General features: G+C 65.5%; 23 protein-coding genes. 20 read left to right on the forward strand and 3 right to left on the reverse strand.

What is annotated here, in order from left to right; all coding sequences use genetic code 11:
- Nucleotides 1–14: 14 nt before the first annotated feature.
- A complete protein-coding gene (locus tag JHD80_RS09880) occupies nt 15–1,010 on the reverse strand; it encodes an LLM class flavin-dependent oxidoreductase (protein WP_199086577.1) in 996 nt (331 codons plus the stop codon).
- A gap of 23 nt (nt 1,011–1,033) precedes the next feature.
- Nucleotides 1,034–1,660, reverse strand: a complete 627-nt coding sequence (locus tag JHD80_RS09885) for a GNAT family N-acetyltransferase (RefSeq protein WP_199086579.1) — start codon at nt 1,658–1,660, stop codon at nt 1,034–1,036.
- Nucleotides 1,661–1,773: 113 nt separating this feature from the next.
- On the opposite strand from JHD80_RS09885, the gene JHD80_RS09890 reads away from it, so the two are divergent.
- From JHD80_RS09890 to JHD80_RS09965, 16 genes are all read left to right on the forward strand, one after another.
- Nucleotides 1,774–2,778: an MsnO8 family LLM class oxidoreductase gene (locus tag JHD80_RS09890; protein ID WP_199086581.1), complete on the forward strand. Its 1,005-nt coding sequence runs from the start codon at nt 1,774–1,776 to the stop codon at nt 2,776–2,778.
- A 23-nt stretch (nt 2,779–2,801) separates the two neighbouring features.
- Nucleotides 2,802–4,430, forward strand: coding sequence for an ABC transporter substrate-binding protein (locus JHD80_RS09895; RefSeq protein ID WP_199086583.1), 1,629 nt, complete (start codon nt 2,802–2,804; stop codon nt 4,428–4,430).
- A gap of 58 nt (nt 4,431–4,488) precedes the next feature.
- Complete coding sequence (locus tag JHD80_RS09900; RefSeq protein WP_199086585.1) at nt 4,489–6,111, forward strand: ABC transporter substrate-binding protein; 1,623 nt, start codon at nt 4,489–4,491, stop codon at nt 6,109–6,111.
- Between the two features lie 65 nt (nt 6,112–6,176).
- Entirely contained in the window at nt 6,177–7,193 is a 1,017-nt protein-coding gene (locus tag JHD80_RS09905) for an ABC transporter permease (RefSeq protein ID WP_199086586.1), read from the forward strand.
- Nucleotides 7,190–8,062, forward strand: a complete 873-nt coding sequence (locus tag JHD80_RS09910; RefSeq protein ID WP_199086588.1) for an ABC transporter permease — start codon at nt 7,190–7,192, stop codon at nt 8,060–8,062. Before JHD80_RS09905 ends, JHD80_RS09910 begins: the two co-directional genes overlap by 4 nt.
- Nucleotides 8,059–9,690: a dipeptide ABC transporter ATP-binding protein gene (locus tag JHD80_RS09915; protein ID WP_199086648.1), complete on the forward strand. Its 1,632-nt coding sequence runs from the start codon at nt 8,059–8,061 to the stop codon at nt 9,688–9,690. Before JHD80_RS09910 ends, JHD80_RS09915 begins: the two co-directional genes overlap by 4 nt.
- A 66-nt stretch (nt 9,691–9,756) precedes the next feature.
- The gene (locus tag JHD80_RS09920; protein WP_199086590.1) at nt 9,757–11,073 is read left to right on the forward strand and encodes an NtaA/DmoA family FMN-dependent monooxygenase; all 1,317 of its coding nucleotides are present in this window, start codon (nt 9,757–9,759) and stop codon (nt 11,071–11,073) included.
- Nucleotides 11,074–11,222: 149 nt separating this feature from the next.
- Nucleotides 11,223–11,675: an Rrf2 family transcriptional regulator gene (locus JHD80_RS09925; protein ID WP_199086592.1), complete on the forward strand. Its 453-nt coding sequence runs from the start codon at nt 11,223–11,225 to the stop codon at nt 11,673–11,675.
- Nucleotides 11,676–11,761: 86 nt separating this feature from the next.
- Nucleotides 11,762–12,304 (forward strand): flavin reductase family protein, encoded by a 543-nt coding sequence (locus JHD80_RS09930; protein ID WP_199086593.1) that lies wholly within the window; start codon nt 11,762–11,764, stop codon nt 12,302–12,304.
- Nucleotides 12,305–12,474: 170 nt separating this feature from the next.
- On the forward strand, nt 12,475–13,062 hold the full coding sequence (locus JHD80_RS09935; RefSeq protein WP_199086595.1) for an RBBP9/YdeN family alpha/beta hydrolase: 588 nt from the start codon (nt 12,475–12,477) through the stop codon (nt 13,060–13,062).
- A 196-nt stretch (nt 13,063–13,258) separates the two neighbouring features.
- Nucleotides 13,259–14,590 (forward strand): LLM class flavin-dependent oxidoreductase, encoded by a 1,332-nt coding sequence (locus JHD80_RS09940; RefSeq protein WP_199086597.1) that lies wholly within the window; start codon nt 13,259–13,261, stop codon nt 14,588–14,590.
- A 172-nt stretch (nt 14,591–14,762) separates the two neighbouring features.
- Nucleotides 14,763–14,996, forward strand: coding sequence for a hypothetical protein (locus JHD80_RS09945; protein WP_199086599.1), 234 nt, complete (start codon nt 14,763–14,765; stop codon nt 14,994–14,996).
- 112 nt (nt 14,997–15,108) lie between these two features.
- Nucleotides 15,109–16,782: an ABC transporter substrate-binding protein gene (locus JHD80_RS09950; RefSeq protein WP_199086601.1), complete on the forward strand. Its 1,674-nt coding sequence runs from the start codon at nt 15,109–15,111 to the stop codon at nt 16,780–16,782.
- Nucleotides 16,763–17,713, forward strand: a complete 951-nt coding sequence (locus tag JHD80_RS09955; protein ID WP_248311470.1) for an ABC transporter permease — start codon at nt 16,763–16,765, stop codon at nt 17,711–17,713. Before JHD80_RS09950 ends, JHD80_RS09955 begins: the two co-directional genes overlap by 20 nt.
- Entirely contained in the window at nt 17,710–18,576 is an 867-nt protein-coding gene (locus JHD80_RS09960) for an ABC transporter permease (RefSeq protein ID WP_199086603.1), read from the forward strand. Before JHD80_RS09955 ends, JHD80_RS09960 begins: the two co-directional genes overlap by 4 nt.
- Complete coding sequence (locus JHD80_RS09965; protein ID WP_199086604.1) at nt 18,573–20,255, forward strand: dipeptide ABC transporter ATP-binding protein; 1,683 nt, start codon at nt 18,573–18,575, stop codon at nt 20,253–20,255. The genes JHD80_RS09960 and JHD80_RS09965 overlap by 4 nt, the downstream gene beginning before the upstream one ends.
- Nucleotides 20,256–20,324: 69 nt before the next feature.
- Here the strand turns inward: JHD80_RS09965 and JHD80_RS09970 are convergent, their stop codons facing one another.
- Nucleotides 20,325–20,759 carry a hypothetical protein gene (locus tag JHD80_RS09970; protein ID WP_199086606.1) on the reverse strand — a complete coding sequence of 145 codons (435 nt, stop codon included), beginning with the start codon at nt 20,757–20,759 and terminating at the stop codon, nt 20,325–20,327.
- A gap of 381 nt (nt 20,760–21,140) precedes the next feature.
- On the opposite strand from JHD80_RS09970, the gene JHD80_RS09975 reads away from it, so the two are divergent.
- The 4 genes from JHD80_RS09975 (at nt 21,141) to JHD80_RS09990 (ending at nt 24,249) form a co-directional block, all read left to right on the forward strand.
- Nucleotides 21,141–22,172, forward strand: coding sequence for an ABC transporter substrate-binding protein (locus tag JHD80_RS09975; RefSeq protein ID WP_199086612.1), 1,032 nt, complete (start codon nt 21,141–21,143; stop codon nt 22,170–22,172).
- A gap of 90 nt (nt 22,173–22,262) precedes the next feature.
- Nucleotides 22,263–23,075, forward strand: a complete 813-nt coding sequence (locus tag JHD80_RS09980; RefSeq protein WP_210339856.1) for an ABC transporter ATP-binding protein — start codon at nt 22,263–22,265, stop codon at nt 23,073–23,075.
- Nucleotides 23,072–23,941, forward strand: coding sequence for an ABC transporter permease (locus tag JHD80_RS09985; protein WP_199086616.1), 870 nt, complete (start codon nt 23,072–23,074; stop codon nt 23,939–23,941). Before JHD80_RS09980 ends, JHD80_RS09985 begins: the two co-directional genes overlap by 4 nt.
- Nucleotides 23,941–24,249 carry a nitroreductase family protein gene (locus tag JHD80_RS09990; protein WP_248311471.1) on the forward strand — a complete coding sequence of 103 codons (309 nt, stop codon included), beginning with the start codon at nt 23,941–23,943 and terminating at the stop codon, nt 24,247–24,249. Before JHD80_RS09985 ends, JHD80_RS09990 begins: the two co-directional genes overlap by 1 nt.
- The last annotated feature ends 97 nt before the right edge of the window (nt 24,250–24,346 follow it).

A 24,346-nucleotide genomic window follows, 5' to 3' on the forward strand; every position in this document is an offset into this window, starting at 1 on the left:
ATGTTCCTCTGAGCTCAGGCGGCCGCGGCGTAGCGATTGCGGGCGGCGGGCAGGCCGAAGCGACTGCGCAGATCTCCACCCAAGGGCTGAGCGACCAGGAGGTCAGCGCGTAGAGCGGGTACCAGTGCGTCAACGACGGACGCGATCTGCCGGTAGAGAGCGGGCAAGATCAGGCGGATGCCTTCTGCTCCCTGAGCCACCGAGGTCTGGGCAGCAGCGACCAGCTCTGCGACATCAGCCACATCGGGCCTGACTTGCAAATCTGCGATGACCTTCGGCCTCGTGCCCTGGCCTTCGCCCCGCAGCTTGGCCGCCACTCCGGCAAAACCAGTTCCCGCGGGCACGAAGACCACGTCGGCAGCGCGTGCCAGTGCCAGATCCCCTTCTGTTGTCCAGCCGAACGCGACCAGAGGCTGGCCCTGCGGCGGTCTTGGCGTGATGGAGGGCCCCAGCACGCGAAAATCGGCGCTCTGATAGTCGATATTGTGAAGCTTCTCGCCATCGACATAGCGTTGGCTGGCGACGTCGCGGATGACCGCATCGTCCTCCCAGCTGTCCCATAGCCGCCTCACGACCTCGGTCGCCGCCAGCGTGTCGCTGTCAAGAGACAGAGGATCGACCGCCGGAAACCCCTTCAGCGTTCCGATGGCACGGCCGGCGTCACGGCTCCGGTGCTGGTCCAGGCGCTGGATCAGGAGACCAGCCCTGCCCGCGCTCACATAGTCCAGGGTGGCGATCGCGGTCGAAACGTGAAAGGGCTCGACGAAGTTGAGAGGCGCGCCGGCGATGATGCCGATGTCGCGGCTACGCGGCGCGAGCCAGTTTGCCAGCAGGATCGCGTCGAGCCCGTCCCGGCCGGGATCGGCGAAGCGATCTTCCAGGGTCAGGAATTCAGCCGCACCGTCGAGCCGGCCTACGAGGCTGTTCCAAAAGCCGCGCCAGTCGAGATCGTCTCCATGGGCGTTCGCATGCAGCCCAAAGCCCAGTAAAATCGTAGATTTCTGCGTCATCGTGAGATCCGATCCGGTGGTGCTCAGGCCGCTGAAGCCAGATGGGATGCCAGCCGCGCAGATACCTTCGCCTCCTGCTCGGCCTTGATCGCGGCGACGCGCTTGGTGGCGTCCTCCAGTGACGCGGCAGGCTCATAGACCGGGTAGGTCCCGGCCTGCCCCGCCCTTGCGCCGATATGTTTCTCGAAAGGCAAGGAGCGGTAGAGGGTGGGATCGACGTTCGTATCGAAGAGCGGACGATAGCCAAGAGTGATGTACAAGGCCGACGCTTCGGGCTGACGGAAGCCGGTGGTCAGATACGCCCGCGTATAGCCCAACTCGGCCGCCGCCTCTTCGAGCGCGAGCACGACTTGCCGGGCAAGCCCCTGTCGACGCAGATCCGGGCGTGTCCAGATCCGTTTGAACTCAGCGGTCTCGTCGTCGTGGCTCATGAATGCCCCGCCCGCGATCGTTTCGCCGTCACGCTGCAAGAGCAAAAAGGCGCCGAGCGGCGGAGCGAAGGCTTCGGCCGGATAGCGGAGGATCTCAGAACGAGCTCCGCCGGGTCGGCTCGCCGCGCCATAGCGCCCATCATATTCCGCTATCAGCCCCTCCAGCAGTGGTTCGGCCGCCGGGTCGAGGGGTGAAGACCGCAAAAAGAAGTCAGCCATGACGTTCTCCAAAGTCGCCGCGGCTTGGCTTGCTCGCGGCCGCTTGATCAATCAATCTATTAATTCTATAGACTATTCGAACAACACATCCTGTCAATGCCCGGCGAGGCCGAATGCCCTATCGACTGAGCTTCCTCGACAAGAGCCCCCTTCAGGCGAACGAGACCGCTGCCGACGCGCTCAAGCGGACGCTCTTGCTCGCAAAGGCGGCGGAAGAGCTCGGTTTCGCGCGGTTCTGGGTGGCGGAGCACCACAATGCGGCAAAGCTCGCGAGCTCGTCACCGGAAGTGCTGATCAGCTTCCTGCTGGCGCACACCAGCCGCATCAGAATCGGTTCCGGCGGCGTGATGCTCCAGCACTACAGCGCCTATAAAGTCGCCGAGAACTTCAACCTGCTGGCAGCGCTGGCGCCAGGGCGCGTTGATATCGGCATCGGCAAGGCGCCGGGCGGGATGCCGCTGTCGACCCATGCCCTTCAAGGCGCCTACGATCAGGCCCGCAAGCCGAGCTTCGACACGCAGCTCGCGGAGCTCGACGGCTTCCTGCGCGAGCACCATGACGGCAGCGACGCGGGCAATCGGCTCGCGGCCTTCCCGGCGCCGGCGCAGCCTCCTGAACGCTTCCTGCTCGGCGCCAGCGCCGAGAGCGCGCAGCTCGCCGCCGGTCTCGGTTGGGGTTTCGTCTATCCCGGCCATATTCATGGCGACGAGGCCGCCATCGGAGAGGCCCTGTCGGCCTATCGTGCTGCCGGCGGCACCTCGGCGCTGCTCGCCGTGGGTGTCGTCACCGCCGAGACCGATGATCTGGCCCGCGGCCTCGCACCCGATACGCGACGCTTCCGCGTCGATATCGAGAACGGCCAGGGCGTCAACGTCACCAGCCGCGAGCAGGCTCTGGAATACATCAGGCAGACGGGATCGCGCGAATACCGCATCGAGGAGCGCAGCTCGCTGCTCCTCCGCGGCACGCCGGCACGGATCCATGCCGAATTGCAGCGGCTGCACCGGGCATTCGGGGTCGACGAGTTCATCGTCGACTGCCCCGTCAACGAGGGCGCCTGGCGCTTGAGGACGATCCAGCTTCTCGCGGCCGAGGCTCGCGCCTCCCTCGCCGCCTGAGCCAGCCAGAAGGGTTCGACATCATGATCACGCGAAGGACGCTCCTGGGCGGAGCGGGCGCAACGGCACTGGCGGCGGCGGCACCGAGCCGGGTCGGCGCGCAGACGAAGGGCGCGCCGGTCAAGGGCGGCTCGCTGACCTGGGGTGTAGAGACGGAGCCAAGCACCCTCAATCCCCATCTCAACGGGCAGGCCAAAGCCAAGCTCATCCTGCGCAATGCCTATGAGACATTGCTGGCCCGCACGCCCGATGGTGGCTACGTGCCTTGGCTCGCGAAGGACTATGCCGTCTCCGAGGATGGCAGAATCTACACCTTCACGCTCAGGGACGATGTCTCGTTCCATGATGGCGAGAAATTTGATGCCGCCGCCGTCGCGCTGAACTTCACCAAGCTGAAGGAGCCGACCTATTCCGGCAGCATCAGCGCGGGGCATGTCTCGCATGTCTCGGAAGCCATCGCGGTCGATCCGCGCACGCTCGTTCTGAAGCTTAGCCGCGTCTACGCACCGTTTCTCGATGGCGCGGCCGGGATCGAGATCCTGTCGCCGAAATCCTTCGCGTCTGCCCAGCTCAAGGCCGGCGGACCGGAAATCGCCGGAACCGGTCCTTTCAGGATCGAGCGTTATGTAAAAGGTCAGGAGATCCGCTTCGTCCGGAACGAAGCCTATAACTGGGCGCCGGCCAATGCCGGGCACCAGGGCCCGGCCTGGCTCGACCGCGTCACCTACCGCTTCCTCCCTGAAGCCGCGGTACGGACCGGCGCCTTGACCTCCGGCCAGGTCGACGTGATCGAGGGCATTTCCGGCAACGATGCCGGCCTGTTCAAGGACAATCCCGAATTTACTTACCAGAGCGCGCTCAACACCGGCACGCCCTATACGCTCTATCTGAACGCGACGCGGGGACCGACGGAGGATGTCCGGGTTCGGCAGGCCGTCCTCGCCGCCATCGATGTCGAGAGGGTCATCCGCTCGGTCTATCGCGGCGAACGCCAGCGGGCCTGGGGTGTCCTGACCCCCGCCGACACGGATTTCTACGATCGCAGTATCGAGGGCAGCTACGGCTTCGATCCGAAGCGCGCCAATCGCCTCCTCGACGAGGCTGGCTGGAGCAGCCGCGACGCCGAAGGCTTCCGTACGAAGGACGGCCAGCGCCTCAGCATCGAAATTGTCCAGTCGCAGGCGACCCTCCGGGACCAGCGCGACGTGCTGCTGCAGGCAGTGCAGGCCCAAGCCCGCCAGAACGCTGGGCTCGACCTTGTGCTCCGCTATGTCGACGCCGGCACCTACACGACCCGGCAGAACGACGGCCAGTACGGCATCATCCCGAACTCGACCACGACGCAGGAAAACGGCCTCACGATCTATTTCCACTATCTGCCCCGCAACAAGGGGGGATCGATCAATTACAGCCGCACCGAGGCGCCCGAAATATCGGCATGGCTGGACGAGGCGGCCTCGACGCTCGACACGAAAAAGCGCTTCGAAATCTACGCGCGGCTTCAGCGCTTCGCCCTGCTGGAACAGGCCTATGGCCTGCCGCTCTACGTGCCCGAGGATCAGATCGCCGCCTCGGCACGCGTCAAGGGTGTGGGCTTCCGGCCGTTCAAGCGCCTTCCCGAGAACGCCTACGACATCTGGCTGCAGGGCTGAGAGCCAGCGGCCGCGCCAAAACGCGCGCGCCACAGATCGACACGGAGACCGAACGACAATGCACTCACGCAGACATGCCCTGACCCTCAGCGCAGTACTCATCGCAGCGACGGCCCTTTGCTCTCCGGGCTTCGCCAGCGATCGCAAGCCTGTCAGCGGCGGCAAGCTGAGCTGGGGCGTCGAGACCGATCCCGCGACGCTGAACCCGCAGCTGAACGGGCAGGACAAGACCAAGCTCCTGCTGCGCAACGCCTATGAGTCGCTGCTCGCCCGCACCGCCGATGGCGGCTACGTGCCGTGGCTGGCAACCGGGTACGAGATTTCGCAGGACGGCCGGACCTACACGTTCAAGCTGCGCGACAGTGTGAAGTTCACCGACGGCCAGCCCTTCAATGCCGCCGCGGTCGCGACCAATTTCACCAGGCTGAAGGACGCCAGCTATTCCGGCAGCGCCAGCGCGGGCCCGGTCGCCCGCATCGTCGAGGTCGAGACGCCCGACGAGCGAACCGTCTCCTTCACGCTCGACCGGATCTACGCGCCCTTCCTCGACTTTGCCGCAGGCCTCGAGCTTCTCTCGCCGGGCGCCTATTCGTCCAGCCAGCTCAAATCCGGCGGCCCGGAGATCGCGGGCACAGGCCCCTTCATCCTGAAGCGCTACGCCAAGGGGCAGGAAATCCGGTTCGTCAAGAACCCCGATTACAACTGGGCGCCGGCGAATGCCGGCCATCAGGGGCGGGCCTATCTGGACGAGGTGACCTATCGCTTCCTGCCGGAATCCTCGGTACGCACGGGCGCTCTGACATCGGGCCAGGTCGATGTGACCGAGGGCATTTCGGGCAACGATGCCGGACTTTTCAAGGGCAATCCGGACTTCACCTATCAGACCGCGCTCAACACCGGCACGCCCTACTCGCTCTTCCTGAACGTGACCTGGGGACCGACCCAGGATGTCCGCGTCCGCAAGGCGCTGGTCGCCGCGATCGACGTCGATGGCGTCCTGAAGTCGGTCTATCGCGGCGAGCGCACCCGCGCCTGGGGCATCACCTCCCCGATCGACACGCAGTTCTACGACAAGAGCATCGAGAAGGCCTACGGTGCCGATCCCAAGCGCGCCAACCAGCTTCTCGACGAGGCCGGCTGGACCGGACGCGACCCGCAGGGCTTCCGCACCAAGGACGGCAAGCGCCTCACGATCGAGGTCGTGCAGGCCCAGGCCACCGTGCGCGACCAGCGCGACGTGCTGCTGCAAGCCCTGCAAGCCCAGGCACGGCAGAATGCCGGTATCGATCTCGCCATCGTCTTCGTCGACGCCGGCACCTATACGGAGCGGCGCAAGACAGGCCAGTTCGGATCGATCGCCAATTCCAACACGCCGACCGATGCGATCGACATCGAGTATCATTATCTGCCGGTCGATCAGGGCGGTTCGATCAACTACAGCCGCGCGGCCGCGCCCGAGTTGTCGCAGTGGCTCACCGAGGCTGCCGGCACGCTCGATGCCAAGAAGCGCTTCGAGCTTTATTCACGACTGCAACGCTTCGCGATCGTCGAACAGGCTTACGCCCTGCCGCTCTACGAACCGGAAGACCAGGTTGCCGCATCGAGCTCCGTGAAGGGCATCTCGTTCAGGCCGTTCAAGCAGATGCCCGAGAGCGCCTACGACATCTGGCGCAGCGAATAGCCGATCCCCGGCGACGGCCTGCCCGGCCGGCGCCCGCCAGTCTGTGATCGCAGAAACGGAAACACATGGAATCCCGACAGACATCGGCCCTGAGTCCGGCACCCGCTCTCGTCGCGTCGCGCCCGTTCAAGCTGCGGCGCAACGGCCTGCCCGTGCAGATCGCAAGCCGCATCGGCTCCGGCCTGCTCGTGCTCTGGGCGGCGGTCACGCTGAGCTTCGTCAGCGTGCACCTGGCGCCCGGTGATATCGTCAGCCTGCTGATCGGCGAGCAATTGCGCACCCCGGAGATCGAGGCTGCCATCCGCGCCGAATGGGGGCTCGACGAGCCGGTACTGTGGCAATATCTGCGCTATCTGACCCGCATCCTGCACGGCGATTTCGGCCGCTCCTATCTCCTTCAGACAGATGTCTCGCAGCTCGTTCTGTCGCAGATTGTGCCGACGCTGAAACTCACCGCGGCCGCGCTCTTCGTCGCGATCCTGTTCGCCGTGACGAGCGCAGTGCTGACCGCTGGGCGGCGCATTCCGCGGAGCATCGCCGGCGCGCTGGAGCTGACGCTGGTCTCGACGCCGTCCTTCTGGCTCGGCATCCTGCTGCTTTACCTGTTCTCGTTCACCCTCAAGCTCTTCCCGGTCTCGGGAGACCGAAGCTTTTCCGCGCTGGTGCTGCCAGCGCTCGCGCTGGGTCTGCCGCTCGGGGCCGTGGTTGGGCAGGTGCTGCGCCAGGGGCTGGAACGCGCCCTGGAGGAGCCCTTCGCGCTGACGGTGCGAAGCTGGGGGACGAGCGGCCTCGTGCTGCGTCTGCGGCATGGGCTGAGGCATGCGGCCTTGCCGGCCGTGACACTGACCGGATGGCTCGTCGGCAGTCTGCTCTCGGGCGCCGTCATCACCGAATCCGTCTTCGGCCGGCCGGGGCTCGGCCGCGTCACCGTCGAGGCCGTGCTCGGCCATGACATGCCGGTGGTTCTGGCGGTCGCGATCCTGTCCGCCTTCACCTATGTGATGCTGAGCACGTTGGTGGACATCCTGTACCTGCTGCTCGATCCGCGCCTGCGCGACGAGGGTCGGGAGGCCGCCCGATGAGCGCCCTCCCGACCTCGCAGGCGGGCGAAACGCTGTGCCGCCGCCCGCTCCTCCATGCCCTGCCCGCGCAGCCCGGCCTGGTTCTCGCCGTTCTGTTCATAGCCGTCGTCGCGGTCGCCACGATCTGGCCGGGCCTCATCGCCGGGGCCGATCCGATCGCCGCCGATCCGCTGCAGGCGCAGTTGCCGCCCTCCTGGCAATACTGGTTCGGCACCGACCACCTCGGCCGGGACGTGTTTTCCCGCGTAGTGCACGGAGCGCGCTACTCCAACCTGATCGGCGTCAGCGCCGTCGCCTTCGCTGCGACGATCGGCTCGGTTCTCGGCCTCCTCGCCGGTCTGGCGCGCGGCCTCGTCGACGAGATCATCACCCGCTTTCTCGATGTGGTTTCGGCCTTTCCCGATCTGCTGCTGGCGCTGGTGCTGATCTCCTTCACCGGACCGGGCACGACCAACCTGATCTTCGCGCTGGGTGTCGCCTTCGTCCCGCGCTTCGCCCGCGTCGTCAGGGCACAGACCTTCGTGATCGCCCGCAGCGGCTATGTCGAGCAGGCCCGGACCTTCGGCCTCAGCCGAACCGTCCTTGTGATGCGTCATGTTCTGCCCCACGCCGTCGCGCAGGTGCCGATCCTCGCCACCATCGGCCTGGGCACCGCGATCATCGGTGCAGCCGGTCTCAGCTTCCTCGGCATGGGTCCGCAACCACCGGCGCCGGAATGGGGCTCGATGCTGGCCGAGGGGCGCAACTACCTGCGGGTCGCCTGGTGGATCGGCGTCTGGCCCGGACTTGCCATCACGCTCACGGTCATCGCGATCAGCGTGGTCGGCCGGCGCTGGCAGGCTGCCTTCGAAGGCAGGAGGTCGGCATGACGACTCTCGTCGATATTCGTAATCTGACCATCGCCTTTCCCAACAGGCTGCAGGACAACCGTGTCGTCCACGGCATCGACCTGACGATCCATGAAGGCGAAACCGTTGCCCTGGTCGGTGAATCCGGTTCGGGGAAGTCGGTGACGGCTCGCACGCTGATCGGCCTATCCGGGGCCGTCGTTGGCGCAAGCCGCTTCGAGATCGCCGGAGACGACGTGCTCGGCTTTCGGGAGCGCGACTGGCGGCGCCTGCGTGGCACGAAGATCGGGTTCGTCCTGCAGGATGCGCTGGTCTCGCTTGACCCGCTCCGGCGGGTGTCGCAACAGCTCGCGGACGCCTTCGGCCATCCCGGCTACTTCGTTCGCCGCGACGTCCGCGAGGACAGCCGCGCCCTGCTCCGCTCCGTCGGAATTCCCGATCCGGAGCGGCGGCTGCTGCAATACCCCCATCAGCTCTCTGGCGGATTGCGGCAGCGCGCGCTGATCGCCACCGCGATCGCCCGGCAGCCTTCGCTGCTCATCGCGGACGAACCTACGACCGCGCTCGACGCGACCGTCCAGAAGCAGATCCTCGACCTGCTGGCGGAGCGAAAGCAAGCCGGTCACACATTGCTGCTGATCAGCCATGACCTCGCGGTCGTCGCGCGCCTTGCCGACCGCGTGTTGGTGATGAAACACGGGCAGATCGTCGAGGAAGGCCCGACGAAGCAGATCCTGTCGAAGCCGGCGCATCCCTATACACGCCAGCTCCTTGATGCGGTGCCGTCCGCCGCCTCCCGCGGTTTCCGGCTCTCACCCGCGACGGACCAGGCCGCGCTGCCCACTGAGGCCGTCGAGCGGCGCCTCCCGCTGCCGCCGAAGCGCATCGACGCGGCTCAGACCGTACTCTCGGCCAGCGGCCTCATGAAGCGCTATGGCGGCGGTGCGGCCGTGGTCAACAACGTGTCGTTCGATCTCGCGGCCGGCGAGGCGCTCGGCATCGTCGGCGAGTCCGGCTCGGGGAAGACGACGGTCGCGAAGATCGTCCTCGGGCTGGTCGAGCCCGATTCCGGAACGGTGCTCGTGGATGGCCAGCCCTGGAGCCATCGCAGCGAGGCCGAGCGTCAGTCTCGCCGCGCCAGCATGCAGCTCATCGCGCAGGATGCGCTGAGCTCGTTCGACCCGCGCTATACGGTCGAGAAGATCGTCGGCGAAAGCCTCGACACCGTCGGCGTCTTCGGCTCCGAGCGGCGTCGGCGCGTCATCCAGGTTCTCGACGGGGTGCGCCTGGGGGCGAGCTTCCTCGATCGCTATCCGCGCGAGCTATCCGGCGGGCAACGCCAACGCGTGGCCATTGGGCGGGCCTTCGCACCTCGACCGAAACTCCTGATCGCCGACGAACCGGTCAGCGCGCTCGACGTTTCGGTGCAGGCCCAGGTCCTCGACCTGCTGGCGGAACTCCAGGCGGCTTCCGGCACAGCCCTCCTGTTCATTTCCCATGACCTCGGGGTCATCCATCATCTGACCGACCGCGTGCTGGTAATGAAGGACGGGCGCGTGGTGGAGACCGGGGCCGTCGAGACGGTCTTCGCTGCCCCCAAGCACAGCTACACCCGCGCTCTGCTCGATGCCGTGCCCGCCCTGCCCTGAGCAGCGCTGGCTACCGAGGCGGAAGACCCCCCTCTCTTGATCAACAGTCACGATAAGGACGCTCACATGTCGTCGCCCACCCGCCGCCGCCTCAAGACCCTGATGGGCGCCTCCAACGTGATCGCGGCTTCTAACGATACTGACCCGGCCATCGGGGCGAAGCGCGCGGCCGAATTAGCCCGAAGGGCCGAGGCCGAGAAGATCACCGGGCTCTTCACCGCCGATCTGCTGCAGATCGATCCGGCCGGCCTCGCCGGCACGGCCGGCGTGCAGGACCCGCTGATCGCGCTGGCCGCTCTCAGCCAGGTCACCTCGCATATCGGCCTCGTAGCGACGGTCTCGACGACGTTTCACCATCCGTACAACCTGGCGCGCCTGATCGGCACGCTCGACCACGCCAGCGGCGGCCGCGCCGCCTGGAACGCGGTCACCTCCTCGGTCGGCGAGGAGAATTTCGGGGTCGGCCTGCTGAGCCCCGAGGAGCGCTATGCCCGCGCCGCCGAATTCATCGAAGTCGTGAACGCCCTGTACGATGCGAACGAGAGGGACGCCATCACCCGCAAGGCTTCCGGCGGGCTCGCGCTCGATCCAGCCAAGTTCCATCGCATCGATTATCGCGGAAGGCACTTCACCGTTCAGGGGCCGCTCAACGTACCGCCCCTGCCGCAGGGCCGTCCCGTGCAGTTCCAGGCCGGCCAATCCGAAGCAGGCATCAATGTCGGGGCGCGCTATGCCGAAGTGGTTTACACCTCCCAGCCGAAGCTGGAGGGCGCGATTGCCTTCGTGACCGAGCTGCGGCGCCGCGCGAAAGGTTTCGGGCGCGGCGACAACCTGCCCTTCGTGATGAATTCGTTCCACTCGGTGATCGGGGAATCCGACGCGGATGTCGCCCGGCGCCTGAAGGAGAAACACGAGCGCATCGATTACGAGCTCGGGCGCCTCAAGCTCGCCGACATGCTGGGCGGCGACATCGATCTCTCGGGTCTGCCGCTCGACAAGCCCCTGCCCGACAGCCTGCTGCCCGAGGTCACCAGCACGAATCGGCGGCGCGGGCGCGTCGAGATCTTCAGTCGCTACGCGAAGCAGGGCCTGACGCTCCGTGAACTGATCATCGAGGCGCAGGAGACCGGGCACTGGTCCGTCGCGGGCACGCCGGAGCAATTGGTCGATGCGATCGAGGAGCGCTTCCGCGCCGGGGTGCTGGACGTCCTGACGCTCCACGGGCTCGGCAATCCCGACCAGGAGGACCTGCTCCTGAACGGCCTGCTGCCGGAGCTGCGCCGGCGCGCGCTGATAGATACCGATTATTTCGCAGACGATTTCCGCTCGAACCTTGAGCTGCCCGCCCTGACGCCGGCTGTCTCGTTGGCCCGTAGCGCCTGAGTTCTCCGACGGAGCGGCTCACCAGCCGCTCCCGCCACTCCGGTGCCGAGATCGCTTTTCTCTGGATGTGGCCCCAGAGAGAACGTTCATATTGAAATCATGATAAAACTTGATAGGAAAACTATACATTCAACGCATGGGTGAAACCGGTGCTGACTAACAAGGGCAAATACGGCCTCAAGGCGATCGTGCATCTTGCCCGGCTCGAAGCTGGCGAGACAGCGCAGGTCGCTGACGTGGCGCAGCGGAACAACATTCCGAAGAAGTTCCTCGATGCCATCCTGCTCGATCTGCGCAATGCCGGCATGTTGCGCAGCAAGAAGGGGCCGGGCGGCGGCTATGCCCTGGCCAAGCCAGCCCGTTCGATCAAGGTCGGCGCCGTGATCCGTGCGCTAGAAGGCCCGATCGCGCCGATTGCCTGCGCCAGCCGCTCCGCCTTTCGGGCCTGCGAGGATTGCGGCGATATCGATACCTGCCCCGTACGCTCGGTGATGAGCGACGTGCGCGACGCCATCGCGGGGATCGTCGACAACACGACGGTGGCGGATCTGGTCCAGCGCTCGACAGCCCGCGCGCCGCTCCATGCGGATTACGCAATCTAATTATCTACTAAATATATAGACAATTTAACTGCCGCCACCTAAAACGCACCGGCGGCGTTCGGAGCCGCGTCAGGATGCGGTCACGAATGAATCAGCAGTTTTCCCTTGTTGGCGTGCGCGACATTCACGCTGACGCGTTCAAGGCGGTGATGCGAAACGTCGCGGGTGCCGTGAGCGTCATTACCGCGACCCATGAACAGCGCCGAGCGGGCCTAACCGCGACATCGCTGACGGCGCTTTCGGCGGATCCGCCGACTGTCATTGTCTGCATCAACCGGAATGCCTCGGCCTGGCCGACCATCGAGGCTGCGGGCCATTTCGCGATCAACGTCCTCGCCGCCCGGCACCAGAGCATCGCGGATCGCTTCGCCGGGCGCGGTGGCTTCAAGGGCGAAGCAAGGTTCGATGAAGGCGACTGGGGGCGCCTGGCAACCGGTGCACCGACGCTTGACGGCGCCCTTGCCGTGCTCGATTGCGAGACCGAGGAGGCGATCGAGCGTCACTCGCATACGATCCTCATCGGCCGAATCAAGGGGATCCGCCATGCGCAGGACGAAGGCGCCCTGCTCTACTGGCGCGGCGTATACGGCAAGCTGGACGAGAGCTTGCAGTACGGCGCCGGTATCTAGATCGACCGCTTCGGCGACGGAGCGACATTCAGATCGGGCGAGATAACCGTCCCCGAACGGGCCACAGGGCAGCCGACGGTCCTCTAAAACAGTCCATATTTGCCAATCCGTTTCATTGACCGAACGCACTGGCTGGGCCGATGATAGATGCAGCACGAGGGAGCTGCATCATGTCGGTCATTATCGTTCCCGGCCTGCACGATTCCGAGCCCGCTCATTGGCAGAGCCGGTGGGCCGCCGATATCGACCGGGCCGAACGCATCCACCAAGAGAACTGGCACCAGCCGGATCTTGAAACATGGCTCGACGCCCTCCACCGGCACGTCCTGCGGCGTCCCGGGGCGGTGCTGGTCGGGCACAGCCTCGGTGCGACGCTCATCGCGCATCTGGCAGCCCGTTTTCCGGAATTGCCGATCGGCGGCGCCCTGCTGGTGGCGCCGGCCGATCCCGAGTTGAGGATCTCGAAAGTTCACGGCATCGCCTCGTTCGGTCCGTTGCCGGACGTGCCCTTCCATTTCCCCGCGATCGTCGTCGCCAGCCGCACCGACCCGTACATGGCGATCGAGCGCGCGCGGATTATCGCGAACATGTGGGATGCAGCCTTCGTCGACCTCGGCGATGCCGGGCACATCAATGTCGCAAGCGGCCATGGCGGCTGGGCCGAAGGACTGCGCTTGCTCGACCAGCTCCTCTGGCGGCGGAACGCCGGACAGCAGCATCAGAGGGACCAGCCGAGCCCCGTATTCCGCCTGCATTGATTCAGCGCTCAAGTCCGCGCCGAATCCAGCTCCGCACCGAGCATTGGCTTCTCCCGGAGGCAGGCTTCACAAACAATCCTGCTTCCAGCAGCACCCGTTTGACACGGATTATCGTTTTTTGGCACCGGCCATGGCACGCGCGCTGGTGCTTCCCTAGCTGAGCAAGATCTCTCAAGACTTGCCAGCAGGTCACTCCATGTCATCGCCCCGTCAGCTCCATCTCGGAGCCTTCATGCGCCCGGTCAGCATCCACACCGGCGCCTGGCGCTATCCCGGCGCCTATCCGGACGCCAATTTCAACTTCGCCCATCTGAAGCGCTTCGCCAGGAAGCTAGAAGCCGGGAAATTCGACGCCTTCTTCATGGCGGACCACCTGGCCGTGTTGAACATGCCGGTCGAGGCCCTCAAGCGCAGCCATACCGTCACCTCGTTCGAGCCGTTCACGCTTCTGTCGGCACTCGCGGGCGCAACCGAGCGCATCGGCCTCGTCGCAACGGCCTCGACCACCTTCGACGCGCCTTATCATGTCGCCCGGCGCTTCGCTTCGCTGGATCATATCAGCGGCGGCCGCGCCGGCTGGAACATCGTCACCACCTCGAATCCCGATGCTGCGCTTAATTTCGGCCTCACCGAGCATAAGGAGCATGGCGAGCGCTATGACCGGGCGCGCGAATTCTACGATGTCGTCACCGGCCTGTGGGATTCCTTCGCCGACGACGCCTTCACCCGCGACCGCGAAAGCGGACTCTATTTCGATCCCGACCGGATGCATGTGCTCGACCATAAGGGCGAGCACCTTTCGGTGCGAGGTCCGCTCAATATAGCCCGGCCGGTGCAGGGCTGGCCTGTCATCGTCCAGGCCGGCGCCTCGGAGGCCGGCCGCCAGCTCGCAGCCGAGACGGCGGAAGCCGTCTTCGCCGCCCACCGCACCCTCGCAGAGGGGCAGGCCTTCTACGCCGACATCAAGGGCCGGATGGCGAAGTTCGGCCGCGATCCCGATCACCTCAAGATCCTTCCGGGCGTCCTCGTCGTGGTCGGTGACAGCGTCGAGGAAGCCCGCGAGAAGCGTGCGCTGCTCGATTCCTTCGTGCATTACGATAGCGCCATCGCCTCGCTGTCGATCGCGCTCGGCCATGACGCCTCGGGCTTTGACCCGGACGGGCCCCTGCCAAAAATCCCCGACACCAACGCCAGCAAGAGCGGGCGCGAGCGCACCATCGCGCTGGCGCGCGACGAGAACCTGACTGTGCGCCAACTCGCCCAGCGCCTTGGCGGCTATGGCGGTCTCGCCTTCGTCGGCACCCCCGCGACCATTGCCGACGCCATGGAGCAATGGCTCGTGGAGCGTGGCAGCGACGGCTTCAACATCATGTTCCCCTACCTGCCGGAGGGCCTCGACGATTTCGTCGACAAGGTCGTGCCGGAGTTGCAGCGCCGCGGTCTGTTCCGGACAGAATATGCAGGCACCACGCTGCGCGACCATCTCGGCCTGCCGCGCCCAGCCAATCGCTTCTTCGCCGGCCGGTAACGGCTCGAATGCGTGGCATTGGGCCTTCTGCGCGGCTCTCCGCGCAGTTCCAAACACAGCCCTGGCAATCGCGGAGATCGAACCATCCTTCCAGGGCTTCGTTGGAAGCGAATCCTTGCCCGTAACCGAATGTATTTGAAAAGACATTCGATTGACGGAGAGCCGGCACCGAATGATGATTACTACCATCGACATGGGTCAAACCATGACGATCGCGGGATTTGTTGGAGCAGCTTGCGCCGCGTCACCAATGCTAAAAGCACCACGCGCATTGCCGTGGGCTCCTTTGCTTGAAGGAAGACCCATGATCATCCCGTTCAATTTCATCGTCCACGCGCTGCTGCGCCTGTCGGCATTCCTGCATTGGACGCGCACTGGCGAGCCCCGCCGCCGCAGCGACAGGTAGCGCGGCGCCGTCACACGCCCCGACCGAAAATCGATCTCCGAAACGTCGAAGGCTTCAGTTCGCGGCCATCCTTGGCCCGCGCCAGTGCCGCATTGTCTCCGAAAGCACTTCCATGAACCAGTCAGATCATCCAACCCGACACGGCACCTCCCAGCCTCGCGATCCGCGAACCGCCAAGGCGCGGCGTCTTCATCGGCGTGCAGTAATTGCAGCTATCGCTATTCTCGCGACCGGATCCACCGTCCTCGCCGCCGAAAATCAGGTTGGGAGCCAGCCGATCGCCGGAGGCACGCTGACCTTCGGCCTGGCGAGCGACACCGCGATCATCGACCCTTCGATCACCGGCAGTTCGATCACGGCGCTGATCACCCGCAACCTTGTCGACTCTCTCATCGGCCAGGCCGAGGACAACCGTTTCACGCCTTGGCTCGCCGAACGCTGGGAGGTGAATGCCGACAACACGGTCTACACCTTCCATCTGCGCCGCGGCGTGACCTTCAGCGACGGCACGCCGCTTGATGCGGCCGCCGTCAAGTTCAACTTCGACCGGATTCTCGATCCCAAGACGACATCAAGCTATTCCAAGTCCCTGCTCGGTCCGGTCGCGGAGATCGCGGCGCCAGACGCGGCGACGGTGGTGATCTCCTACAAGCAATCCTTCGCGCCACTGCTGCAGGGCCTGAGCCTGCCCTATCTCGGCATTCAGTCTCCGACCTATCTGCGCGAGGTCAAGAGCACGACCAACACTGTCGTCGGCTCCGGCCCCTTCGTGCTTGAAAGCTTCACCAAGGGCAGCGGCAGCCGGTTGACCAGGCGCGCCGACTACAACTGGGGCCCGGGCTATGCCGCGCATCAAGGCCCGGCTCATCTCGACGCCATCGTGTTCCGCTATCTGCCGGAATCCTCGGTTCGCCTCGGCGCGCTGAGCAGCGGACAGGTGCAGGCGATCGACGAGGTGCCGCCGGCCAATTTCCGCTCCGTCCAGGCCGATAATCGCCTCCAGGTGGTGACGCGCGAAAACCCCGGCGTGAACCGCTCGCTGTTCCTCAACACCAGCAAGGGCCCCTTCGCAGACGTCCGCGTCCGTCAGGCCTTCCAGAGCGCGATCGATGCGCCCAATGCGGTCAAGGCTGCCTATTTCGGTAGCCTCAAGGCGGCCGACAACATCTTCGGCCCCTCGACGCTCTATTACGACCCGAAGATCGCGCAAAGCTGGGGCTTCGATCCGCAGAAAGCCGCGAAGCTGCTCGACGAGGCCGGCTGGACCGCCAAGGACGGCGACGGCATCCGCTCGAAAGGCGGCGAACGCCTCAGTGTCCGCTTCGTCTACGATGCCGCGGCATGGGGTGCCTCAGACCTCACCGTCGCCCAGGCCGTGCAGTTCTCGGTCAAGAAGGCGGGCTTCGACCTGCAGCTCGACCCCGTCGATGCCGGCGGCTATACCGCCCGCACGGCCGCGAACGACTACGACCTCACCTCGCTCTATTATGTCCGCGCCGAGCCGGACATCCTGCGCACCGTCTTCCATTCGGCCTATATCCCGCCGAACGGCGCCAACAATGCGCGGGTGAAGAGCCTCGACGAGATCCTGACCAAGGCGATCGGCGCCTCCGGTGACGAGCGGAAGCGCCTCTATGGCCAGGCCCAGGCCGAGATCATCGGCCAGGCCTATGCAGTGCCGCTCTATGTCGTGGCCTATCAGCTCGGCGCCTCGAAGAAGCTGCAAGGCGTCAGCTGGGCGACGAACGCGAAGCCGAATCTCTACGATGCCTGGCTGTCTCGCTAGCGCCTTGCCGATGGCGCTCCGGCGCTTCGGAATTATCGCGGCCGTGCTCTGGGGCGCGGCCACCATCACCTTCGTCGCGGTCAAGGCGATCCCAGGCGACCCTGTTGCGATCCTCACCGGCGGCGAGAACGTCGTCGACGCCGCCGAGCGCGAGGCGCTCGTTCGGCAATTCGGCCTCGACCAGCCGCTGCCCGTGCAATATCTGCGCTACATCGGCCAGGCCCTGCGCGGTGATTTCGGCGATAGCTACCAGTACCGGCAGCCAGTCCTCGAGGTCATCGGCGAGGCGGCCGGGCCGACGCTCCAGCTCGCCGGGACCGCGATGGCACTGGCTCTCGGGCTTGCCTTCGTCAGCGCGCTCGCGACCGCCGGGCGGCGCAAGGGATTGCGAACCGTCCTCGCCGGGCTAGAGCTCGCCGTGCTGAGCACCCCGGTCTACTGGGTCGGGCTCCTGCTCCTGACGGTCTTCAGCTTCTATCTCGGATGGTTCCCGATCATCGGCGGCGAAGGCATCCATGCGCTCATCCTGCCCGCCATTGCGTTGTGTCTCCCGCTCGCCGCCCTGCTGGCGCAGGTTCTGCGCGACGGGCTGGAAGAAGCCTTGTTGCAGCCCTTCGCCCTGACAGTGCGGACACGCGGCGTCAGCGAGACGCAACTGCGCCTGCGCCATGCTTTACGCCATGCCGCGCTCGCGGTCTCGACATTGACCGGCACGCTCTTCGCCGGCGTCCTGGCCGGTTCGATCCTGACGGAGACAGTATTCGGAAGGGCCGGCGTCGGCCAGATCACCCTGCAGGCGATCAAGACGCGCGACATGCCCTTGCTGCTGGGTCTCGTGATGCTGTCGGCACTCGTTTCGGTGCTGATCAACCTCGCCGTCGATGCGCTCTATCTGCTTATCGATCCGCGGCTGCGGAGGGCGGCGCGATGAGCCAGGCCCTCGACATCGTCGCGCGCGTCCGCATCGGTAACCGAGCCGGGAATCCGTGGCGCGCGCCGGGGCTCGTCATCCCGCTCGCCTTCGTGCTGCTTCTCCTCGCCGCGGTCGCGCTGCCGCACTGGTTCACCGCGCTCGCACCCGATGCGGTCGATACCGATGCGATCCTGCTGCCGCCCGGCCCCGCGCATTGGTTCGGAACCGACCAGCTCGGCCGCGACGTGTTCACGCGCGTCGTCTATGGAGCCTCGCAATCCCTCGGCATCGGCATCGGCGCGACGCTGATCGGCTGCGCGGGCGGCGTCGTGTTGGGCACAGCGGCGGGGCTGACCCCGCCCGTCCTGCAGCGCCTGCTCGTGCGACTGATCGACATCCTACTCGCCTTCCCGGAAATCCTGCTCGCTTTGCTGCTCATCGCCGTGCTGGGCCGGGGGCCGACGAACACGCTGCTGGCCGTCGGGCTGTCCAGCATCGCGGGCTATGCCCGGCTGGTGCGCTCGCAGGTGCTGCGGGTCTGGCAATCCGGCTATGTCGAGCATGCCGTCTCGCTCGGCGAGTCCACGCCAGCGATCATCGCCCGCCATGTCGTGCCGAATGCGGTACGGCCACTCGTCGTCCTGGCCACGATCGGCGTCGGCAACGCCGTGCTGTCGGCTTCGGCCCTGAGCTTCATCGGGCTCGGCGTCGTGCCGCCCGCCGCCGAATGGGGGGCTCTGCTGGCTGACGGGCGCAACTTCCTGGATACCGCGCCCTGGATCAGCTTTTTGCCCGCGACCGTCGTTGCGGTCTCCGTCATCGCGATCACCATCCTCGGGCGGCGCCTGCAGCTCCTGCTCTCACATGGAAGCGTGCCATGAACGTCCAGCTCGTAGGGCGGCAGGACCTGACGCTGGCCGCGCCGGCTTCCCGCGGCACAATCCTTGAGGTCGAGGATCTGCACATCGCCTTCCCGAGTCGGCTGGGACCGCGGGAGGTCGTGCGCGGCATCTCCTTCCAAATCGGCGCCGGCGAGATTCTCGCGATCGTAGGCGAATCTGGCTCGGGAAAATCGGTCACCGCCCGCGCGCTCGTGGGGCTGGCGGGGCCTGGGTCGCAAGTGCATGCCAAGGCGCTGCGCCTCGCAGATCATGACGGTGAGCCGCGCAGCTTGACCGGCCTGTCCGAGCGGCAATGGTCGAGGATCAGGGGGCGGAAGATCGGCTTCGTGCTGCAGGACGCACTGGTTTCGCTCGATCCCTTGCGCACGATCGGGCGAGAGGTCGGCGAGCCGCTCCTGACCCATGGACTGCTTCCGCGCAATGAAATCGGCAAGGAGATCGAGACCCTGCTCGCCCGCGTCGGCATTCCCGACCCGGCGGTTCGGGCGGCACAATATCCTCACGAGCTATCGGGCGGACTGCGACAGCGGGCGCTCATCGCTTCGGCACTGGCCGCGCGGCCACGCCTGCTCATCGCCGACGAGCCGACCACGGCGCTGGATGTCACCGTCCAGCAGCAGATCCTCGGCGTCTTCCAGGCGCTGGCCAAGGCCGGGCACGGCATTCTGCTGATCACACACGACCTGGCCGTCGCCGCCCAACTCGCCGACCGGATCGCCGTCATGCAGAACGGCGAACTGGTCGAGACCGGCCCGGCGCGGGCGGTCCTGCGGGACCCGCGTCATGAATATACGCAGCGCCTTCTGTCCGCCGTGCCGAGCGCGGCGACACGCGGGCGCTGGCTTTCGACGCAAGGGACCCGGCCCGCGAAACCTCCGCAGCCCGAGCGGGTGGAGCCGATCCTCGCGCTGCGCGACATCGCGGTGCGTTTCACCCGTCCGGATCGCAGTGTCACCCATGCCGCCAACGGCGTCTCGCTCCACGTCCATCCCGGCGCGACGCTTGGCATCGTAGGGGAATCGGGCTCCGGCAAGACCACGATCGGCAAGGTCGCGCTTGCGCTGCGAAAGCCCGACGCAGGCGAGGTCCTCTTCCGTGGCCACGCCTGGAGTCAGCTGTCGGAACGCCAGCGCCGACCACTGCGCCGTCATATCCAGACGATAGTTCAGGATCCGTTGAACTCCTTCGACCCGCGCTACACCGTCGAGCGGATCATCGAGCAGCCGCTGCTCCTGCACACCGATCTCGCCAAAGCGGAGCGGTCAGCGCGCGCACAGGAATTGATCCAGCTCGTCAATTTGCCGCCGGATGTACTCGACCGACGGCCGACTGCCTTGTCGGGCGGCCAACGACAGCGCGTCTCGATCGCGCAGGCGCTCGCCAGCGAGCCCGATCTGCTGATCTGCGACGAGCCCGTCTCCGCACTCGACGTCACCACGCAGGCACAGGTGCTCGACCTGCTGATCGCGCTCCAGCATCGCCTCGGGCTGGCCATGCTCTTCATCTCCCACGACCTTGGCGTCATCCGCCACATGAGCGACCGCATTGCCGTGATGAAGGACGGCGTGATCGTCGAGACAGGCCCGGCCGATGACGTGTTCGACGCTCCGAAACACGACTATACGCGCCGGCTGCTCGCAGCGGTGCCGAGGCTTTAGCGAATTCTTTGTTGTCAGCCTGAAACGTCTCAAGCCGCCTCGGCGGTCCCCGGCGGCAGGAAACCGGTGTCAGTGGATCGGCAAGGGGAATACCCTCAATGCCAGAAACTCCCGGATCGTGGAGATCATCTCGCCTCCACTCGTCCCATGCGCAGAGCCAAGCCCGGCGACCCCGACCGGATCGAACTCGCCCAGCTCGCCATGCAGGACGAGGATGGGGCAACGCAGGTTCGGCAAAGCATGGTCCAGGGAGATATCGGACGACGACTCGGGAACCCGAGTCTGGCTTCGGATCATGATGAGGCCAAGACAGGCGGGTCCAGCCCAAGCGGCCGCCTCGGCCGCAATCGCTGTACCGCCGTCCTGACCACAGGCAATGAAGCTCTCGAAACCCGGAACTGCGCCGATCTGGCGTACCGCCTGCCGCTGCCAGCCCTCGGAATGCGGCAGCTCCGAAGAACGTTCGGAATGCCCGATGGCTGAGCAATCGAGAGCCACGATCATCTGTCCCGTTGCACGCGACAGGCGTGAGGGGAAATCTCCCCACGACCCGACGCTACCGGGCAGATCGTTGAATAGAACGATGGGGATGGAGCTATGCCCGCTTTCGCCCCACGTCTTCAGGGGTATCCGCCCCTGCGACGTTGAGATTGCACAATCCCGCTCCGATCCGTCCGGCATCATCTTGGCTTGAAGTCGGTTCCTGTCACCCATCGCAGACGGATGATAATTCATCCGCGAAGATTTATGATCTTTTCTGAAACATGAAACCAGGAAATTTGCCTACATACTTCACGTTATTCAAAATACTGTTTGATTGACCCCAGTATATCGACACCACAGACTCGCACCATTCGATGTAACCCGCATACCGAAGGTGTCGTGATGGCGAATTCTCCAACCCGTTGGAGCCGCAGGCAGGCCGCGGCTGCGCTTGGCGGGCTTGCGATCTCGATCGGCACGCTGGGGAACGCTCATGCGGCCGAAGGCCAGTTGCGCATCGCCAAGCAATTCGGCGTCGTCTATCTGCTGCTCGACGTCGCCGCGGAGCAAAAGCTCATCGAGAAGCACGGCAAGGCGGCCGGCGTCGATGTAAAGGTCGAATTCGTCCAGCTCTCCGGCGGCGCGGCGGTAAACGATGCCCTGGTCTCGGGCAGCATCGAGATCGCGGGGGCCGGCGTCGGCCCGTTGTTCACGCTATGGGACCGTACGAAGGGCAAGCAGAACGTCAAGGGCGTCGCCTCGCTCGGCAACTTTCCCTACTATCTCGTCACCAACAACCCGAACGTGAAGACGATCGCGGATTTAACGGAGAAGGACCGCATCGCCCTGCCGGCGGTCGGCGTGTCCGTGCAGTCGCGCATCCTGCAATGGGCTTCGGCCAAGCTGTGGGGCGACAAGGAATTCGCAAAGCTGGACAAGATCAGCGTTGCGCTGCCGCATCCGGAAGCTGCCGCCGCCATCATCAAGGGCGGCACCGAGATTACCGGGCATTTCGGCAATCCGCCGTTCCAGGAGCAGGAACTGGCTGAAAACCCGAATGCCCGCATCGTGCTCAATTCCTATGACGTGCAGGGCGGGCCAGCCTCGTCGACGGTGCTCTACGCCACCGAGAAGTTCTACGCGGAGGCGCCCAGGACCTACCGCGCCTTCCTCGACGCGCTGGACGAGGCCGCGAAATTCGTAACCGCCAATCCAGAGGCGGCCGCCGATATCTATCTCAAGGCCAATGGCGGCAAGAGCAACCGGAAGCTCGTGCTGGAGATCATCAAGAGCCCGCAGGTCACCTTCAAGGTCGAACCGCAGAATACGCTCGGGCTCGGCCAGTTCCTGCAGCGGGTGGGCGCCATCAAGAACGAGCCCAAGGCGCTCTCCGATTACTTCTTCGCCGATCCGCGGATCGCGGCGGGCAGCTGAACTCGATGGACGTCGACACGGAATGAGCGGCAGCGCGCTGTGTCGCAGCGTTCGGTTGTCGAGGCCGCGCGGAAGCGCGCCTCGTCGGAGCTGACCGCGACGCTGCCGCCTCCCCTGCTCCGCGTCGCCGATATCAGCCTCGAATATCGCAGCGACGACAGGATCGTTCGCGCCACACATCAGGTCGGCTTTGATGTCTACGAGGGCGACCGCTTCGTGCTACTCGGGCCCTCAGGTTGCGGCAAGTCCACCCTGCTCAAGGCCATCGCCGGTTTCATAGCGCCCGTCGAAGGCGATATTTCCCTCGCGGGTGCTCCGATCCGCGGCCCGGGTCCCGACCGCATCGTCGTCTTTCAGGAGTTCGACCAGCTGCCTCCCTGGAAGACGGTGTTGCAGAACGTCGCCTTTCCACTGATCGCCTCGCGCAGCCTGTCGCGCCGCGAAGCAGCCGAGCGAGCCCATCACTATGTCGAGAAGGTCGGCCTCGCGAAGTTCGCGAGCAGCTATCCGCACGAATTGTCCGGCGGCATGAAGCAGCGCGTCGCGATCGCGCGCGCTTTGGCGATGCAGCCGCGCATCCTGCTGATGGACGAGCCCTTCGCCGCACTGGACGCCCTGACGCGGCGCAAGATGCAGGAAGAACTGCTCGGGCTCTGGGAGGAGGTGCGCTTCACGCTGCTCTTCGTCACGCACTCGATCGAGGAAGCGCTGATCCTTGGCAATCGCATCGCCGTACTCTCGCCTCATCCCGGCCGCCTGCGGGCGGAGTTCAACAGCCATCAGTTCGATCTCGGCAGCATCGGCAGCGTGTCCTTCCAGAACGCGGTCCAGCGGCTCCATGCCCGGCTCTTCGAAGGCGAGCCTGTACCGGACGCGGGCGCCCGCGAGGATTCTCGGACATGAAGCTCGCCGCTCCTCCGATCCGGCCGGAATTCGATCGGCCGCTTTCCCCCTTTGTCGCCATCGCGGCCGAGCGTCCGCGGCCCTTTTTCGAACGGCTCGCACGCCAAAGCTGGCTACGGAAACTTCTGATCCTGCTCGTGCTGGCGGCGATATGGGAGGCGTCCGCGCGCTGGCAGGATAACGACCTGCTGCTTCCGAGCTTCACCGCCACGGCGACGGCCCTATTGGAGGGGCTGGTCAGCGGCGAACTCGTCGAGCGGGCAAGCCTGTCCCTGATCGTGCTGGCCCAGGGCTATGCCGCGGGTGTCGTGCTCGCCTTCGTACTGACGACGCTCGCCGTCTCGACCCAGCTCGGCCGCGACCTGCTCTCGACCCTGACCACGATGTTCAATCCGCTGCCGGCGATCGCCCTGCTGCCGCTCGCCCTCCTATGGTTCGGGCTGGGATCGGGCAGCCTGGTGTTCGTGCTGATCCATTCGGTCTTGTGGCCGCTCGCGCTCAACACCTTCGCCGGCTTTCAGGGCGTGCCGGAGGCGCTGCGCATGGCGGGACGCAATTACGGCCTGACAGGGTTGCGCTACGTCTTCGGCATCCTCGTGCCCGCCGCGCTGCCGGCGATCCTGTCGGGGCTCAAGATCGGCTGGGCCTTCGCCTGGCGGACCCTCATCGCTGCCGAACTGGTCTTCGGCGCATCTTCCGGCCGCGGCGGCCTGGGCTGGTATATTTTCCAGAACCGCAACGAGCTCTACACCGACAAGGTCTTCGCCGGCCTGTTGCTGGTCATCCTGATCGGCCTGGTCGTCGAGAACCTGATCTTCGCCGCGATCGAGCGTGTCACCGTCAGGCGCTGGGGCATGGCGCGCTGATGGTTCTCTCGCTGCTGATGACCTGTACCCTTTTCGACGGAGCCAACGACGTGCCGCACGCCCTCAAGCAATCCGAAGAGCGGACACCGGCGTTTTCAGAGGTCGCCGCCGTGGATGGCCCGGCTGCCCTGCTGAAGGCGCGGTATCGCACAGCCTCGCCACAGGAGCCGGCACATTGGAACGCCGTCCTCGGTCAGATTCTGGCGCATCGTTCGGTCCGCAGCTACAAGCCCGATCCGCTGCCGGAAGGCACGCTGGAAACACTCGTCGCAGCGGCCCAATACTATCCCTCAAACTGCGGAACTTAGGCCACGGAATTCCCAAGGCTTAGATTAAAGATTTCAATGGCTTAGCGTCTTGACTGCGGAAGCACTATGCCTCTCTCTTCATCTTCTCAGGTGAAAT

Source organism: Allobosea sp. ASV33 (assembly GCF_016428755.1).
Lineage (GTDB): Bacteria > Pseudomonadota > Alphaproteobacteria > Rhizobiales > Beijerinckiaceae > Allobosea.

Bases quoted from the DNA above. Each gene is read 5' to 3' on its own strand.
- JHD80_RS09880 (WP_199086577.1), bottom strand. From the start codon at position 1,010: ATGACGCAGAAATCTACGATTTTACTGGGCTTTGGGCTGCATGCGAAC.
- JHD80_RS09885 (WP_199086579.1), bottom strand. From the start codon at position 1,660: ATGGCTGACTTCTTTTTGCGGTCTTCACCCCTCGACCCGGCGGCCGAA.
- JHD80_RS09890 (WP_199086581.1), top strand. From the start codon at position 1,774: ATGCCCTATCGACTGAGCTTCCTCGACAAGAGCCCCCTTCAGGCGAAC.
- JHD80_RS09895 (WP_199086583.1), top strand. From the start codon at position 2,802: ATGATCACGCGAAGGACGCTCCTGGGCGGAGCGGGCGCAACGGCACTG.
- JHD80_RS09900 (WP_199086585.1), top strand. From the start codon at position 4,489: ATGCACTCACGCAGACATGCCCTGACCCTCAGCGCAGTACTCATCGCA.
- JHD80_RS09905 (WP_199086586.1), top strand. From the start codon at position 6,177: ATGGAATCCCGACAGACATCGGCCCTGAGTCCGGCACCCGCTCTCGTC.
- JHD80_RS09910 (WP_199086588.1), top strand. From the start codon at position 7,190: ATGAGCGCCCTCCCGACCTCGCAGGCGGGCGAAACGCTGTGCCGCCGC.
- JHD80_RS09915 (WP_199086648.1), top strand. From the start codon at position 8,059: ATGACGACTCTCGTCGATATTCGTAATCTGACCATCGCCTTTCCCAAC.
- JHD80_RS09920 (WP_199086590.1), top strand. From the start codon at position 9,757: ATGTCGTCGCCCACCCGCCGCCGCCTCAAGACCCTGATGGGCGCCTCC.
- JHD80_RS09930 (WP_199086593.1), top strand. From the start codon at position 11,762: ATGAATCAGCAGTTTTCCCTTGTTGGCGTGCGCGACATTCACGCTGAC.
- JHD80_RS09935 (WP_199086595.1), top strand. From the start codon at position 12,475: ATGTCGGTCATTATCGTTCCCGGCCTGCACGATTCCGAGCCCGCTCAT.
- JHD80_RS09940 (WP_199086597.1), top strand. From the start codon at position 13,259: ATGTCATCGCCCCGTCAGCTCCATCTCGGAGCCTTCATGCGCCCGGTC.
- JHD80_RS09945 (WP_199086599.1), top strand. From the start codon at position 14,763: ATGATGATTACTACCATCGACATGGGTCAAACCATGACGATCGCGGGA.
- JHD80_RS09950 (WP_199086601.1), top strand. From the start codon at position 15,109: ATGAACCAGTCAGATCATCCAACCCGACACGGCACCTCCCAGCCTCGC.
- JHD80_RS09955 (WP_248311470.1), top strand. From the start codon at position 16,763: ATGCCTGGCTGTCTCGCTAGCGCCTTGCCGATGGCGCTCCGGCGCTTC.
- JHD80_RS09960 (WP_199086603.1), top strand. From the start codon at position 17,710: ATGAGCCAGGCCCTCGACATCGTCGCGCGCGTCCGCATCGGTAACCGA.
- JHD80_RS09965 (WP_199086604.1), top strand. From the start codon at position 18,573: ATGAACGTCCAGCTCGTAGGGCGGCAGGACCTGACGCTGGCCGCGCCG.
- JHD80_RS09970 (WP_199086606.1), bottom strand. From the start codon at position 20,759: ATGATCGTGGCTCTCGATTGCTCAGCCATCGGGCATTCCGAACGTTCT.
- JHD80_RS09975 (WP_199086612.1), top strand. From the start codon at position 21,141: ATGGCGAATTCTCCAACCCGTTGGAGCCGCAGGCAGGCCGCGGCTGCG.
- JHD80_RS09985 (WP_199086616.1), top strand. From the start codon at position 23,072: ATGAAGCTCGCCGCTCCTCCGATCCGGCCGGAATTCGATCGGCCGCTT.
- JHD80_RS09990 (WP_248311471.1), top strand. From the start codon at position 23,941: ATGGTTCTCTCGCTGCTGATGACCTGTACCCTTTTCGACGGAGCCAAC.